The sequence below is a fragment of the Georgenia sp. Z1491 genome (genome assembly GCF_049856175.1).
Lineage (GTDB): Bacteria > Actinomycetota > Actinomycetes > Actinomycetales > Actinomycetaceae > JB111.
The window spans coordinates 76,609-90,367 of sequence record NZ_JBNDNA010000002.1 but is presented as its reverse complement, the minus strand read 5'-3'; the positions used below and the strand labels follow the sequence as shown (position 1 = coordinate 90,367).

Sequence of the window (13,759 nt, the reverse complement as noted above, 5' to 3'; positions counted from 1 at the left end):
TCAGTCGCCGCCGGCACCTCCGCCGTCGCCGCCGTCGTGGCCCCGTCCCGCGCCGCCCTCACCGGGACCGGCACCCAGGTCCGAGCCGTCGCGGCCGTAGACGACCCCGCGGCCACGGGGGCCCCGCGCGTCCTCGTCGGGGTCCCGCACCTGCGCGCCGTGCTCGGTCTCCGGGTCGGCGCCCGACGCGCTCCACGCGCCGTCGGCGTCGTCCTCGATGTCGCCGAAGCCCTCCGGGTCGGCACCCGCGAAGCCCTCCGCATCGGCGTCGGCGAAGCCCTCGGCCTCGACGGCCGGGAGCACCGAGGTCTCCCCCGACCGCGCCGGACGCACGTCCGCCGACGGCGCCGCACCCAGGTCGCCGGTGACCTCGACCGGCCCCTCGACGACGGGGGTGGCGTCGGGCGGCACGGGCCGCTCATCGGACGTGAGGGCGTCCTCGCCGTGCTCCTCGGCAGCGCCGCCGTCGCCGGTCCCACCGCCCGTGGCGACGGATCCGAAGGCGACGGCGGCCGGGTCGTGCGCGGAGTCGTCGTCGCCGTCCAGGGCGAGGTTCTCCCCGGTGCTGGCCGCACGCCGGCGCTCGACGTTCGCCTCGAGCTCGGCCTGCACGGCCTCGTCCGGGCCCGTGAACTTGGCACCCCGCTCCTCGTTCTCCGGGGATCCGGTGTACATCGAGGAGGCGTGCGTGCCGGTGGTGGCGGACGCGGCCGTTCTCGACGCCCCGGTCGGTGCGTCACCGATCGGCCCCTTGCCGGCCGGCGCGGCGGAGCGGGCGCTCGGCGCCGAGAGGCCGCGACCGAACCGGTAGACCAGGCTCGTGCGCAGGGGTCCGAGGGGGTACTCGTCGTGCAGACCGGGAACGTCCGCGGAGCCGGTGCGCACCATGTCGTCGGGGTAGCCCGGGGGGTACACGGCAGCCGTGTTCGCCGAGCCGGCGGAGATCGCTGACACCGCTGAGGTCCGGGACCTGGCGGTCCAACCCACCGGTCCCTGCCCCGCCATCGCTGCGGACCCGGCCGACGGGGCCGACGCACCGGTCGCGGCCGCTTCCGTACCCGACGCTCCGGCGCCGGCCGCACCCGCCTCGCCGGTACCTGCACCGACGTCCGCCGCGCCGGCGCCTGCCCCTCGGGCGCGGCGGCCGGACCGGGCGTCACGGCCCGTGCCGCGGCGGCCGGTGGACGTCGGCGACTGTCCCGACGGGGCGGAGGACCGGTCCGAGCGGGACGCGGCGAGCGCCTCCTCGAGGGCCTCCGTGCTCATCACCGTGGTCTGGGAACCGGTGTCGTCGTGCCGTCCCACCGGTCCGGACCTGCCGATGGCGCCGCCGGACTCACGCGCCCGACGTCGGTCCTCCCGCGCGGCCCGGCGGCGCGCACGTCGCGCCGCCGACTCCCGCTGCTTGCGCCGCTCGATCGTCTCGCGGCTCTCCTGCTGCACCGCATACTCCTGCGCGCGGGCCTGGTCGCGGAACTCCTTGTCCAGGTCGGCGAGCTCGGCCAGGTCGGCGTCGAGCTCGGCCTGCTCGTCGAGGTCGCGCGGGCGCGGCGGCACGAGCGCATCCGGCGGCGGCACGATGTCCTCGATCCGCGTGCGGGGCAGGGCGTAGGGAGCACGGGTCTGCAGGAAGTCGAGCAGCTCCTCGCGCAGGTAGTACCTGAGGTCGACGAGCGTGCCGGGGTCCTTGGCCGAGACGAGCGCGCGGACGGTGACGTACCCGCCGACGGCGTCGAACACCTGGAAGATGCCGAGGTTCTTGTCCCAGAGCGGCGTGCGGTCGAGGAGCCGTTGCATCTCGGCCCGCATCGCGGGCACGGGGACCCGCCAGTCGACGTCGAAGGTCACCGTGCCCAGGATGCTGGTCTCGCGCCGGGTCCAGTTCTCGAACGGGTTGGTGGTGAAGTGCGACGAGGGCAGGATGATCCGCCGGTTGTCCCAGGTCAGGACCACCACGTAGGTGAGGGTGATCTCCTCGATGTATCCGTACTCGCCCTCGATGACGATCGTGTCGTCCACGCGGATCGCGTCCGTGAAGGCGAGCTGGATGCCCGCGAAGAGGTTCGCCAGGGTCCCCTGGGCCGCGATTCCTGCGACGACCGAGAGCACACCGGCCGACGCCAGCATCGACGCACCCGCCGCGCGCGCGCCGGGGAAGGTCAGCAGCACGACCGCGATGCCGATGACCCAGATGACGACGACGCCGACCCGACGCAGCATGACCGCCTGGGTCTGGATCCGGCGGCCGTGGGTGGAGACCTCGCCGTCGCCCGCGCGTTCGCGCACGCCCTTGAGTGCGAAGTCCTCGGCCACGTTCGCGAGCGCGGCCACCAGCCACGTGATCGCGACGATGATCGCCACGACGAGCGAGTGCTGGATGGTGCCGCGCCAGCCCGGCACCTGCGCCTCCGGGGGCAGCCGGGTCGCGAGGTAGAAGCCGATCGTGGCACCGATGACCATGAGCAGCAGCCGCACCGGAGCCTTGATGCGTGCGTAGACGATCCTGATCGGCGCACGCCGGCGCGCGAGCACCCCGAACACGGCGCCCAGCAGGAGGGCGACGGCGAGACCGGCCGCGGCGCCGACGAGCGAGCTGAACGCCACGGAGAGGACGTCGAGGGTGGTCTCGATGGCCTGCTCGGTCGTGTCCTCTTCCATGGCTCCCAGGCTAGGGGCCGACGTCGGGCGCCGTGCCGGAGCGTCCGCGCGGAGGTGCGCAGACTCACGGGGCGCGGCGCCCCTCGACCTGTGCGCGACGGGCGGTCACGCCTGCGCACGGGGCGCTCACGCCGGGTCGGCGCCGGGCAGCTCCGCGAACGAGTACGGCGGCCAGGGCCCGAGGAACCGGATCCGTACCGCCGGCTGCTCCGAGGCGATCGCCGAGAGCTCCGCGCCGAGCTCCTGCTGGCGGGGCGCGCGCACGAGGCACGACGCCGTGAGCACGGGGACGAGTCCGGTCTCCCGCGCGGGCGAGCGGTACTCCTCGATCTCGACGCAGTGCCCGGCGATCCTCGTCCGGAGCTCGGGGTAGAGGTCGTCGGCGGCGCGGTCCGTGATCTCCTTGCCCATCTTCTCGGCGCGCTTCTCGAGCAGCCGGCGCACCCCCGCGGGCCGGTCCGCCATCTCGTCCGCGATCTGCCGCATCTCCGCGTTCGAGGCCGCGTACTCCTCGTGGTCCAGAGAGACCTCCACCCTCAGCTCCGACGTGCCGGTCAGCTCGTCGAGCCTGCGCCGCAGCGCCGGGCCCTCGGTCATCAGCCATGCGGTGAGCTGAGCCTCCGCCGTGGCCCCGGTCTCGGCGTCGGGCCGGACGATGACGTTGAACGAGACCGGCAGGACGGCGCCCGCCCCCTCCCACGCGTCCTCGACGACGTCGCTGTGCTGCAGGATCCACAGCTTGACGTCGTCGTCGGGGCCGTCGTAGGGAGCCGCGGCGTGCCGGTGGACCACCGCGCGGGGTCCACCGACCGGTCCGACGACGTCGAGCGCTGCCCCGTCGATCCCGCTCACCCGCGGTCGGTGGTCGCCGGCGGGGACGACCGCGTAGACGTAGAGCGTCACCTCCGCGGAGCCCGCGGAGCCACCGGTGCCGTCGGGATCGGGCGTCACGGGCCCTCCCTGCGGTTCTCCTCCGCCCAGCGAGCGGGGTTGATCAGCTTGTCGACGACCTCGTCGACGACGTCGTCGAGTCCACGGTGGAGGTCGGTGACGGAGTCGGTGATCCCGTGCTCGGACTTGATCTGGTCCATGGCCTCGTCGAGCTCGAGCAGCGCCTCCCCCAGCCGGTCCTGCTCCTCCTCGGTGAGGTCGCCGCCCTCCATCCGGCGCACGGCCTGAGTCTCGAGCGCCTCCTGGATCACCTCGACGAGCGTGACCACCAGCGTGAGCACCCCGTGCTTGAGGCTCTCCTCGTCAACCTGCAGGGCCATCGTGCGCCTCCGGATCGTGGGCCGTTCGCCCCTCGTGGTCGGCCCGGTCCCGCCGGTCCTCCGCGAGGAGGGACATGACGGCCCGGGCCCAGTGCTCGGCGTCGTCCGTCGCCAGGCGCACGGTGCGACGGTTCGTCGAGACCACCAGCGTGCGGGAAGCGTCGGTCGGGTTCCGGTGGCTCTCGAGCCGGAGGTCCGTGACGTCGCGGGGCGGGATGCGCACGCGGGCACGGCGGTCGGCAGGGGACGTCCAGACGAGTCCCTCGGTCTCGGTGAGCGTCGCCGTCCCGGCCCGCCAGACGCCGCCCTCGGCGAGCGACTCGAGGTACCACACCGGGCCCTGGTGCAGCGGGGCGTCCGGGCCCGGGGCGAGATCGTCACCCAGGGCGCCTCCGGCCGACGTCCCCCGCGTCTCGTGGGGCCCGACCGCGGTCGTGGCCTCCGGCTCGAGCGCCCGTCGTCGCTGCTCCCGGGTGAGTGAGATGAGACGTTCGGGGTCGACGGCGGACAGGGTGGCCTGTTCGCCGTCGCTCAGCGTGACCGCGATGCGGGTCCGTTCCTCACCACCGGTCGAGCGCTGACGCAGCGGCCGGATCGAGGCGATGGCGGACAGATCGGACTGCCAGAGCGTCTCTGCCGGGTCGCGGCGGTGGATGATCAGCCGGCGGTTGGTGAGGTAGGCGCTGCCCGGCCGCCAGGTGCGGTAGAAGTTGTCCTGGTAGTGGCCGCCGGCCATCTTGGCGACGATGGCCTCGTCCGTCGCCATCGGCAGGTGCGCGGTCACGGACCGCTGCACCCAGGCGCGGGTCTGCTCGTCCCACTGCCGCATCATCCCGTACTCCAGCATCGTCTCGATGCCGGCGATCGTGGCCCGCAGGTTGACCCCGATCAGCGGGATGTCGGCCACGGAGATGATGAGGTCGAGGTTGAGGTAGACGCCCTTGTTGAGCAGCACCTCGATGAGATCGGGCAGGGTCGCGCGCGGGTCTCTGGTCGGCTGCATGGGCGGGGCTTGTCGCACGGCCGGGGCTGGTTGTGCCGACATCACGGGTCAGCCGTCACGCTGCGCGGTGGTCGCGGCGTCCGGGCGGTCGGCCGCGGCCCCCGTCTCGTCGTGCTCGTCGCGGGAGGCGCTCAGCTCGGCGTGCGCGTGCTCCGAGCGGTCGGCTGCGTCCGCGGCCAGCTGCTTCGCCATGGCGCTCTGCCAGCCGCACCAGGGGCAGTACTCGTTCATCAGCTGCTTGAGCTCGGCCCGCTTGCCGCACTCCGGGCAGGTGTCCTTCTGCTCGATCGCCTCCTGCCAGGCGACCGTGTCCCGGTCGGTGCCGGCCGGGAAGTCGAGCCCGTAGCGTGCCGCCGTCTCGAACGACGCGAGGGCCGCACGGATCCTGATGCCGAGCAGCTCGACGCCCGCCACCGACACCATGATGTCGGCGTTGAGCACCAGTCCCTTGTCCAGGAGGGTCTCGACCACGTGCAGCAGCGTGCCCTCGCGGTTCCGCTCGGGCTCCATCGGCCTGTTGACGGTGTGCGCGACGCTCATGCCCGCGTCTCCCTTCGTTGCGGCTGTCATCCCGAGGCCTGACCGCGGACGTAACGGTCCTTGCGGCTGTACCCGACGATGTCGCCGTCGGAGTCCACCTCGACCTCGTACTCGGCCATCAGGTCGGAGGTGTCCGGGATACGTCGGGCCTCCACCACCTCGAGCCGGACCTGCCACTGGTCGTCTCTCCGCTCGACACCGACCACCGACTCCGGCGTCCGGGCCGTGAGCGAGCTGAACTGCTCGATCGCCGAGCCGGCGATCTGCATGGCCGAGAGCGTCGTCGAGGATCGCCCGCTCGGCCGTCCCCCGCGCGAGGACTGTTCCTCGCGCTCGGTCTTCGCACTGCGGGAGCCCGAGCGCGCACCGGAGGTGCTCCGTCCCTGCGCGGAGGCGCGGGCCGGCCGGGACGAACCGCTCGATGCCGGACGACGGCTGCGGCGAGGCTCGCCCTCACCCTGGCCGCGATCCCCGCCGTCGGAGCGGTCCCGGTCCCTGCTGTCCGTGCGGTCGTCGGCGCTCTCCGCCGACTCCTCGACGTCTGCCTCCTCGTCGGCGGTCTCGCTCTGGTTCTCGTTCCTGTCGGTGGTCACGTCGCTCACCGCGTCCCTCTCCCGTTGGTGCGTCGCGTCGACTCGAGCAGCCGGGCGACGAGCTCTCGTTCGAGCCGGTCCGCCTCGTCCGCGTCGATCGTTCCGGCCGTGCGTGCGTCCGCGACGTCCTCCAACGCGCGCCGGATGGTCCCGGGGTCGTAGTACTGCCGCTCGGCCTCGTCACGGACCTGCTCGGCCACCCAGACGGTGCCGCGGAGCGGGGCCAGGGGGGCCCCGAGGATCGCGGAGAACAGACCCATGGCCTCTACCTGCCCGACACGAAGTCGTAGGGCGCCTGCGGCCCGACGAGCCGGAACCTCAGCCGCTCGTGGTTCGCCGCCGCGAGATCCTCGACGGCGGCCTCGAAGGTCGGCGCCTCGTCGTACGCGACGAGGACCGCAGCCTCGAGGACCGCATCCGCCTGCCCGGCCTCACGTTCCGAGACGTCGGCCGCGACCTCGGCCAGTCGGTCGAGGACGGGTGCCGCCTCCGCCGGCCGCAGGCTCTCGAACGAGCGGACGACGATCTCACCGAGGCGGATCCGCTGCGGACGCGTCTGGTCCTCGGTGGTGCCGGCGATGACCGCCTGCAGGTCGCCCGCCTCCCGGTCGTGGGTGACGATCTCGCGCAGGACCGTGTCCCGGTCGAACATCACGCGCAGGCTGTACTGCGCGTACCCGGTCAACGACTCCAGCGCCTCGGCGTACTCCCGCTCCCTCGGGGCGAGCACGTCGTTCTCGATCGACACGTCGTCCGGGACGACGGTGCCGAACGCCAGGGGCAGCACCGGGTCCGTCGTGGCGACGGCGTCGAGCACGTTCGTGTGGGCGAGGAGGTCGTCGGGCGTACCGAGCACGTCGGCCGCCTCGAGGTCGCCCACGAGCGCCGCGACACGCCCCGACCGGACCGTGCGGACGGGCCGGCCCTGCACGCCGACGAGCTCGGCGCGAAGGTCGCCGCCCGAGAGGACGACGCCGTAGAGGTACCGATCCGTGACCATCACGCTGGGTGTGCTCATCCGGAGTCCGAGGACTGGCGCGCGGGGCGCTTCCTGCGTCGAGGCTGCGCCTCCTCGTCCGAGTCGTCGTCTTCGTCGTCGCCGGTGAGTGCGTCCTTGACGCCCTCGACACCTCCCTTGGTCTTGCCCTTGGAGCCGTTCTCCATCATCCCGCCCATCAGCTCGGGCAGGTCGCGCCCGCCCTGGTTCGCCAGGTCGAGACGGTTCGTCGCCTCGGCGAATCGCAGATAGGTGTCCACGCTCGCGATGACGATGCGCGCGTCGACGGTGAGGACCTCGATGCCGACCAGCGAGACGCGGACGTAGGCGTCGATCACCAGACCCTTGTCGAGGATGATCTCGACGACGTCGGCCAGCGAGCTGGACGACGGCCGGTCGACGTAGCTTCCGCGCGAACGCTCGACAGTCTGTGTACTCATGTTCTCGACCTGCTTCCTCGGACGGGCGCGTCAGGCGCGCCCCTCCTCCTCGTCGGTTGCTTCGTCGTCGTACTCGTCGTCGGCCGCAGGGGCCGTGTCCTCGTCGGGAACCTCCTCCTCGGAGAGCTCCTCGTCGTCGGCCGGGGCGTCCTCGTCCATGGCGGGGTCGTCCTCGAAGGCCTCCTCGTCGTCGTACGCCTCGGCCTCGGCCTCGGGAGGCTCCTCGTCCTCGTACGGCTCGTCCTCGTACGGCTCGTCCTCGGCGCTCTCCTCCTCGGACTCCGGCGGCTGGTCGCCGCCCTCGGCCTCGGCCGCCTCCCGGTCCGCGGCCTCCTGCTCCAGGGTGTCCTCGTGCGAGGTGACCAGCTCGCCGTCGCGGATCTCGCCGCGCCAGCCCTCGACGCCGTCGGGGTCGAGGATCGTCTCGGTCATCACGTGGTGCACGAAGAACTTCATCTCGAGCCGGGCGCGACGACCCGCGGCGCGCCAGATGTTGGCCGTCTTCTCGACGAAGCCCTGCGGGTGGTACTCGAGGACCATCACCATGCGCGTGAGCCGCGGCGCCACCTCGTGGAACGAGACGCTGCCGCTGATGTGGCCCTTCTCGCCGGTCGACTCCCACACGATGTGCGAGTCCGCGACCTGCTCGGTGATCGTCGCGTCCCAGGTCCGGTGCGACCACATCACCTGCCCCTTGATCGTCACCGTGACGTCGTCGTCGCCCCGCTCGGCGTGCTCGACCTTCTTCATGAAGTCGGGCCAGTCCTCGAACTGGGTGAACGCGTTGTAGGCGGCGCTCACGGGCACGCCGAGGTCTGCCGACTCGACGATGTTCATGAACTTGAAGTCGCCGGACCCGCCGCTCGAACCGCCACCGAACGCGCCGGCGATCTTGTCCTTGATCCCGGTGCCCGCCGCGGACAGCGCAGCCTTGGCGGGGGACTCGCCCTCGGCGATCTTCTCTGCGCCCGCCTTCGCGGCCTCGCCGGCGGAGCCTCCCGAGCCCTCGAAGCGGTCGACGAGGTCGTCGACCCGGTCGCCGGCCGAGGACAGTGCCTTGCGGCCGGCCGTCTTGGCGAACTCGATCGCCTGCTGCTTCAGTCCCTCCAACGCGGAGCCCGAGGTGTTCTCGCTGGTTGTCTCACTCATCCGACTCCTCCTTGGCCTTGCTGGAGGCGCCCGACGACGACTTCGAGCCAGAGGTCGAACGCTTGTCTCGGCCGCCGGACGCGGCGCGCTTGGCCCGACTGCCCGTCCCGGACCTGCTGCCCGAGCTCGATGTCTTGCGGCGGGTGGGCTTCTTGGGCTCGGACTTCTCGTCCTCTGCCGCCTCGGCCGACTCGTCGTCGTCCGCGGGATCGGCATCGTCAGAGTCGGCGTCGTCCTTCGGGGCGTCGCCGGACTCCTCCTCGTCGGGGGCGTCCTCGGCGTCCGGCGCGTCGTCCGACGGCGCCTCGTCGGCGGGCGCGTCGTCGTCGGACTCGGCGTCCGCATCCGTCGAGGACGACGTGTCCATGGACGCGTTCAGCCTGTCGGTCTGCTCCTTGAGCTTCACGCTCAGCGTGTCGGCGCCCTTGGCCGCGAACGCCGTGGCCGCATGCTTCCCGGAGTCGGCCAGTCGGCCCGTCACCTTCTCGCCCAGCTCCTTGAGCTCGGGCGTGGCCTCGGTGAGCTCCTTCAACGCGCTCGAGATCTTGTCCCGGTTGCCGGCCGCCTTGGACCCGGCGATCGCGCCCGCGATGGTCAGGGCCAGACCCAACTTCTTGGTCCGGCCGAGCAGGTAGCCCGCCAGCACCAGTCCTGTCACTTTCACCTTGCTAGCCATGTGCGTCCTCCGAACATGTCGCGGTCGACTGCTGCCGCCGGCCCCCGGATGACGGTGAGGCTCGGTTGCCGGCGTTGGTGCTGCCCTGCGTGTGCCCAGAACCGGGTGCCCTCAACGCGCGGCCTGACCTGCTCGCCGACGGGGCCGGTGGTCCGGGCCTGCTTACTGCACTGCTCGCAGGACGCGCCCCCGCTCACTGGGGGGACGCGCGGTTGGTACGTGCTCGCTGGTCGGCGCGCTGGACCGGTCCTGCTCGCCGAGGGAGGCGCGGTCCGAACCTGCGGCGGTCGGGCCGGCGTCAGCCCCAGCCGAGCTCGTGGAGTCGCTCGTCGGAGATGCCGAAGTGGTGGGCGATCTCGTGGACGACCGTGACGGCGACCTCGTCGACGACCTCCTCGACGTCCTCGCACCACCGCAGCGTCGGCCCGCGGAAGATCGTGATGCGGTCGGGCAGGGAGCCGGCCCAGCCGTCGTCGCGGTCGGTCAGCGGGGTCCCCTCGTAGATGCCGAAGAGCTCGCCCGCCTCGACGCCGTCGAGCTGCTCGGGCGTGGCCTCCTCCTCGACGAGGACCACCACGTTGTCCATCGCGGCGGCGAGCTCGGGCGGGACGAGGTCCAGGGCGTCGGCCACGGCCTCCTCGAACTCCTGCTCGCTCATCTCCACCACGCCCCCATCGTCGCACCCCGCGATGTGCGGCGGCCGGACGGGCGGGCGCTCCATCGGCGTCGAGGGCGCGGGTGTGCGTCGAGGGCGCGGGTTCCCTCCGCAGGCCCGGGTACTCACCGCAGGCCCGGGGTCCCGCCGAGGACGCGGCCTCCCGCCGAGATGACGAGCAACGCGCCGAGAGGACCGACGGCGGGGATCCACTCGGCACGGCAACCGCGCCCTCGAGGACACACCGCGTCCTCGACACGGCAACCGTGCCCTCGGCACAGCAACCGTGCCCTCGGCACAGCAACCGCGTCCTCGACAGCGCACCGCATGGTCCGCGCGGCATGACGGAGCGCACACCCCAACCGGTTGGAACCACCCCGGCGAGCAACCTATGCTTGTCCAGGCCTCAGGACGCCTGGGCGACGGGAGTCATTGGCCCCCATCGTCTAGCGGCCTAGGACCCCGCCCTTTCACGGCGGTAGCACGGGTTCGAATCCCGTTGGGGGTACGCTCCTCGACCGGAACGTCCCGAGCACGGCAGTACCAGCACGACCAGAAGTACACAGCAAGGCCCTGTAGCGCAGTTGGTTAGCGCGCCGCCCTGTCACGGCGGAGGTCGCGGGTTCAAGTCCCGTCAGGGTCGCAGTCGAGCCGGTCGGACGGCCGCGCATCGGCGCAGGGCTCTGTAGCTCAGTTGGTAGAGCGTCCGACTGAAAATCGGAAGGTCACCGGATCGACCCCGGTCGGAGCCACTGCAGGCAAGGGGCCGGATCCCACGCGGGTCCGGCCCCTTGCTCATGCCCGACGACGCGAACCGCGCCGGGTCCATGCCCGACGACGAAGCCCGACCCGGCCCCGATGTGACGTCCGCGCGGCCGGACGGGCAGGCCAGGTGAACGGGCGCGAGGGCGGTGAACCTGTCACGCGGCCATTCTCAAGATGCCGATGCCGCACCGGTCTGCGAACATCGGGAGCACACGCGGTGCCGCACGGCGCCGCCGTCGAAGGGAGTGCACATGTCCTTGTGGCTGATTCTCATCGTTGCGGGCGTCATCATGCTGGTCATCGGCGTCGCGGTCGAGGCGGCGCAGTTCCTCATCTGGCTCGGCATCGCGATCGTCGTGGTGTCGCTCATCCTGAGCCTCCTCAGGCGGGGCAAGAACCGCGTGTAGCGACGCGTGACGGAGGGGGCCGGATCAACGAGATCCGGCCCCCTCTCGCATGTTCGGGAGCGCCGCTCAGGGCGGGAGCGCCCCTCAGGACGGGAGCGCCGCTCAGGAGAAGCGGTAGATCCCGAGCGTGTCGGACCCGTCGCCGTCCCAGTCGCCCACGTAGGTCTCGTCGGCGGCACGGCCGTAGTCGATCTGCGTGTCGGCCCAGCCGGACTCCATGGAGTTGCGCACGAAATAGGTGAACCCGCGGCGCACGGCGAAGGTGTCCTCGCCGTCGGCGTCCCAGTCGCCCACGTACACGTCGTCGCCGGCCCGGCCGTAGGTGAGCTCGGCGTCGGCCCAGCCGGACTCCATCGTGTTCGACACGAAGAACTCGTTGCCGCGCCGCACGGTGAACGTGTCGATGCCGTCGCCGTCCCAGTCGCCCACGAGCACCTCGTCGCCCGCGCGCCCGTACTGCAGGACGACGTCGGCCACGCCCGAGGTCAGCGAGTTGCGGATGTGGAACTCGTTGCCGCGCCGCACGGCGAAGGTGTCCGTGCCGTCGCCGTCCCAGTCGCCGACGTAGACCTCGTCGCCCGCGCGCCCGTAGGTGAGCTCGACGTCGGGCTGGCCCGGGGTGTTGTTCTGGCGGATCCGGTACACGGCGTCGCGCCGGTAGGCGATCGTGTCGGTGCCGTTGCCGTCCCAGTCGCCCACGTAGAACCGGTCGTAGTAGCTGCCGAAGCTGAAGATCGAGGTCGCGCTGGTGGTGAAGGTGTTCGCGAGGAAGAACCCCTCGTCGATGCCGTGCCGCACCCCGGGCGTGACCGCGACCGTCGAGTGGTGCAGCCAGCCCGACCTCGAGCCGGACGTCACGCGGTACCAGCCGTCGATGAGCGCGTCGACGACCTCGATCCGCGCCCCCGACGCGAGCGAGGCCACGTGGTTGTCGTCCGCGAAGGCGCGTGACGAGCGCAGGATGGTGGCCGCCGTCGTGCGGGCCTGGGGCTCGCCGGAGCGCACCGGCGAGACGTTCGAGGCGTGCGCCCAGCCGGTGACCCCGTTCGCCCGGACGCGCACCCAGTCGCCGGTCTTGTCCCCGGGCCAGCCGGTCAGCGGCGTGAAGTGCGTGGCGGTGGTGAGCACGCGGGCGCCCGACGACGCGGAGGCGCGGATCGGCGTCGACCCGATGGCGTAGTACTGGCAGGTCGCGGGCGTCTCCATCGGGACGGCGCGCACGGCCGCGGCCCGCAGGTCGACGCCGCGGCCGGCGAACCAGGCGATCGGCTCGACGCGGGTGCCGCGCAGGTAGGCGTCGAGCCAGATCTCGAGGTGGAGGTGCGGGCCGGTGGACACGCCGGTCGATCCGACGTCGGCGATCCGCTGTCCGGCGCGCACGGTGTCCCCCACCCGCACGTACCGGTCGCGGTCCAGCGTGTGGGAGTAGCTGGCGAAGACGTGCCGGCCGTCGATGGTGTGCCGCACGAGCAGCCACTCCCCCGCGACCGGGTCGTTGAGCTGGTTGACGACGACGCCGTCCGCGATCGCGTACAGCGCCGTGCCCGCGGGGGCACCGAAGTCGACGCCGCCGTGGCTGGTCGAGCCGTACCTGATGGGGATGCAGCGCGGCCCCATGTAGGAGGTCAGCGCGTACGTGCTCGTCCCCAGCGGCCCGACGACCCCGCGGTTCCCCGCGGGCGGGGCGTCGACCTCGGCCAGCGGTCCCGCGGTGATCGGGGCGGTGCTCTGCGTGCGCGGGACGAGCTCGCCCTCCCGGATCGGGTCGTCGGAGGGGGCCGGGTTCTCGGGCAGCTCGTCCGTCTGGTCCTCCGGCGCCGGGACCGTGGTCGGTTCCTCGGTGCCGTCGGAGGTGCCGGTGCCGTCGGAGGTGCCGGGGTCCGCGGCGGCGGGGCCGGCGAGCGAGAGGAGCAGACCCAGCCCGACGGCGGAGCTCAGGCCGGTCAGGCGTCGTCGCCCTGGGCGGGCGGTCGGGGAAGGAAGGGAAGAGCGCACGGTGGACCTCGGGTGGCCGGGAAGGGGGGAGCCGGGGACAGCGTGCCACCGTCACGGCAACGGGAAGTCGTTATGCGTGCCCGGTCGCCGAGTGTTCATCCCCCTCGCCGACGGACGAGCGCCGTCCCTCCCCGCGAGTGAGCGCGAATCTGCCCGGCACGTGCAGGTCGGCACCTGGATCGAAAGTCACCACCGGTGACGGACCAGTCTCGACGCGCTGGCCGCGCCCCCACCCCGACCGGTGCCACCGCCAGCCCCGACTCAAGGCGCCCTACGCCGCCGTCACACTGAACACCGCGAGCGACGGCCAGCGACTCCACACAGGTTGACACCGTGCGACAGCCCGTGCACTCGTCACTCTTCCCCTGGTCTCGTCGGCAGGCACGGCCGAACGGCAGCGGGCGATCGCAGATCCGCGGTCCCGGGCACGCACGGCCCACCGACGGTCGCGCGCGCCGACGCCGGCCGGACGAGAGGCGAGCACCATGGCCGACGTGCGTCGCGGCGTCGGCGGACTGACGCTCCAGTCGTCACCGACGTCGTTCCTGTTGGGGTGGAGTGACCTCCCGCATTACGCTGAGCGGGATCAACGCCGGCGGCGCGTTCCGCG

The 13,759-nt window shown here is 72.3% G+C and carries 14 protein-coding genes and 3 tRNA genes; 4 read left to right on the top strand and 13 right to left on the bottom strand.

Translation table 11 applies throughout. From position 1 onward, the window contains the following. The 12 genes from ACPYO4_RS02940 to ACPYO4_RS02885 all read right to left on the bottom strand — a co-directional run bounded on the left by ACPYO4_RS02940 (position 1) and on the right by ACPYO4_RS02885 (position 9,985). Positions 1-2,658, bottom strand: coding sequence for a mechanosensitive ion channel family protein (locus tag ACPYO4_RS02940; protein WP_425707719.1), 2,658 nt, complete (start codon positions 2,656-2,658; stop codon positions 1-3). A gap of 126 nt (positions 2,659-2,784) precedes the next feature. Beyond that, on the bottom strand, positions 2,785-3,609 hold the full coding sequence (locus ACPYO4_RS02935; RefSeq protein ID WP_425707718.1) for a GvpL/GvpF family gas vesicle protein: 825 nt from the start codon (positions 3,607-3,609) through the stop codon (positions 2,785-2,787). Beyond that, positions 3,606-3,929, bottom strand: a complete 324-nt coding sequence (locus ACPYO4_RS02930; protein ID WP_425707717.1) for a gas vesicle protein K — start codon at positions 3,927-3,929, stop codon at positions 3,606-3,608. The genes ACPYO4_RS02935 and ACPYO4_RS02930 overlap by 4 nt, the downstream gene beginning before the upstream one ends. Then, positions 3,913-4,932 (bottom strand): gas vesicle protein, encoded by a 1,020-nt coding sequence (locus ACPYO4_RS02925; protein WP_425707716.1) that lies wholly within the window; start codon positions 4,930-4,932, stop codon positions 3,913-3,915. Before ACPYO4_RS02925 ends, ACPYO4_RS02930 begins: the two co-directional genes overlap by 17 nt. A gap of 48 nt (positions 4,933-4,980) precedes the next feature. Continuing rightward, on the bottom strand, positions 4,981-5,472 hold the full coding sequence (locus ACPYO4_RS02920; RefSeq protein WP_425707715.1) for a gas vesicle protein: 492 nt from the start codon (positions 5,470-5,472) through the stop codon (positions 4,981-4,983). Between the two features lie 26 nt (positions 5,473-5,498). Then, positions 5,499-6,065 (bottom strand): gas vesicle protein GvpO, encoded by a 567-nt coding sequence (gene gvpO, locus ACPYO4_RS02915; RefSeq protein ID WP_425707714.1) that lies wholly within the window; start codon positions 6,063-6,065, stop codon positions 5,499-5,501. Between the two features lie 5 nt (positions 6,066-6,070). Next, on the bottom strand, positions 6,071-6,325 hold the full coding sequence (locus tag ACPYO4_RS02910; RefSeq protein WP_425707713.1) for a gas vesicle protein GvpG: 255 nt from the start codon (positions 6,323-6,325) through the stop codon (positions 6,071-6,073). A gap of 5 nt (positions 6,326-6,330) precedes the next feature. Beyond that, the gene (locus tag ACPYO4_RS02905; protein WP_425707712.1) at positions 6,331-7,083 is read right to left on the bottom strand and encodes a GvpL/GvpF family gas vesicle protein; all 753 of its coding nucleotides are present in this window, start codon (positions 7,081-7,083) and stop codon (positions 6,331-6,333) included. Next, a complete protein-coding gene (gene gvpJ, locus ACPYO4_RS02900) occupies positions 7,080-7,502 on the bottom strand; it encodes a gas vesicle protein GvpJ (protein WP_425707711.1) in 423 nt (140 codons plus the stop codon). The genes ACPYO4_RS02905 and gvpJ overlap by 4 nt, the downstream gene beginning before the upstream one ends. Positions 7,503-7,532: 30 nt before the next feature. Beyond that, complete coding sequence (locus ACPYO4_RS02895; protein WP_425707710.1) at positions 7,533-8,651, bottom strand: SRPBCC family protein; 1,119 nt, start codon at positions 8,649-8,651, stop codon at positions 7,533-7,535. Next, positions 8,644-9,327, bottom strand: a complete 684-nt coding sequence (locus tag ACPYO4_RS02890) for a hypothetical protein (protein ID WP_425707709.1) — start codon at positions 9,325-9,327, stop codon at positions 8,644-8,646. The genes ACPYO4_RS02895 and ACPYO4_RS02890 overlap by 8 nt, the downstream gene beginning before the upstream one ends. A 298-nt stretch (positions 9,328-9,625) precedes the next feature. Beyond that, positions 9,626-9,985 carry a metallopeptidase family protein gene (locus tag ACPYO4_RS02885; RefSeq protein WP_425707918.1) on the bottom strand — a complete coding sequence of 120 codons (360 nt, stop codon included), beginning with the start codon at positions 9,983-9,985 and terminating at the stop codon, positions 9,626-9,628. A 432-nt stretch (positions 9,986-10,417) separates the two neighbouring features. Here ACPYO4_RS02885 and ACPYO4_RS02880 point away from each other — a divergent pair. The 4 genes from ACPYO4_RS02880 (at position 10,418) to ACPYO4_RS02865 (ending at position 11,154) form a co-directional block, all read left to right on the top strand. Continuing rightward, positions 10,418-10,490, top strand: a tRNA-Glu gene (locus ACPYO4_RS02880). A 61-nt stretch (positions 10,491-10,551) separates the two neighbouring features. Next, positions 10,552-10,625 (top strand) — tRNA-Asp (locus ACPYO4_RS02875). 36 nt (positions 10,626-10,661) lie between these two features. After that, positions 10,662-10,734 (top strand) — tRNA-Phe (locus tag ACPYO4_RS02870). A 264-nt stretch (positions 10,735-10,998) separates the two neighbouring features. Continuing rightward, positions 10,999-11,154: a hypothetical protein gene (locus ACPYO4_RS02865; protein WP_425707708.1), complete on the top strand. Its 156-nt coding sequence runs from the start codon at positions 10,999-11,001 to the stop codon at positions 11,152-11,154. Positions 11,155-11,256: 102 nt separating this feature from the next. On the opposite strand, the gene ACPYO4_RS02860 is transcribed toward ACPYO4_RS02865, so the two are convergent. Further along, positions 11,257-13,149: a peptidoglycan DD-metalloendopeptidase family protein gene (locus ACPYO4_RS02860; RefSeq protein WP_425707707.1), complete on the bottom strand. Its 1,893-nt coding sequence runs from the start codon at positions 13,147-13,149 to the stop codon at positions 11,257-11,259. Positions 13,150-13,759: the final 610 nt, after the last annotated feature.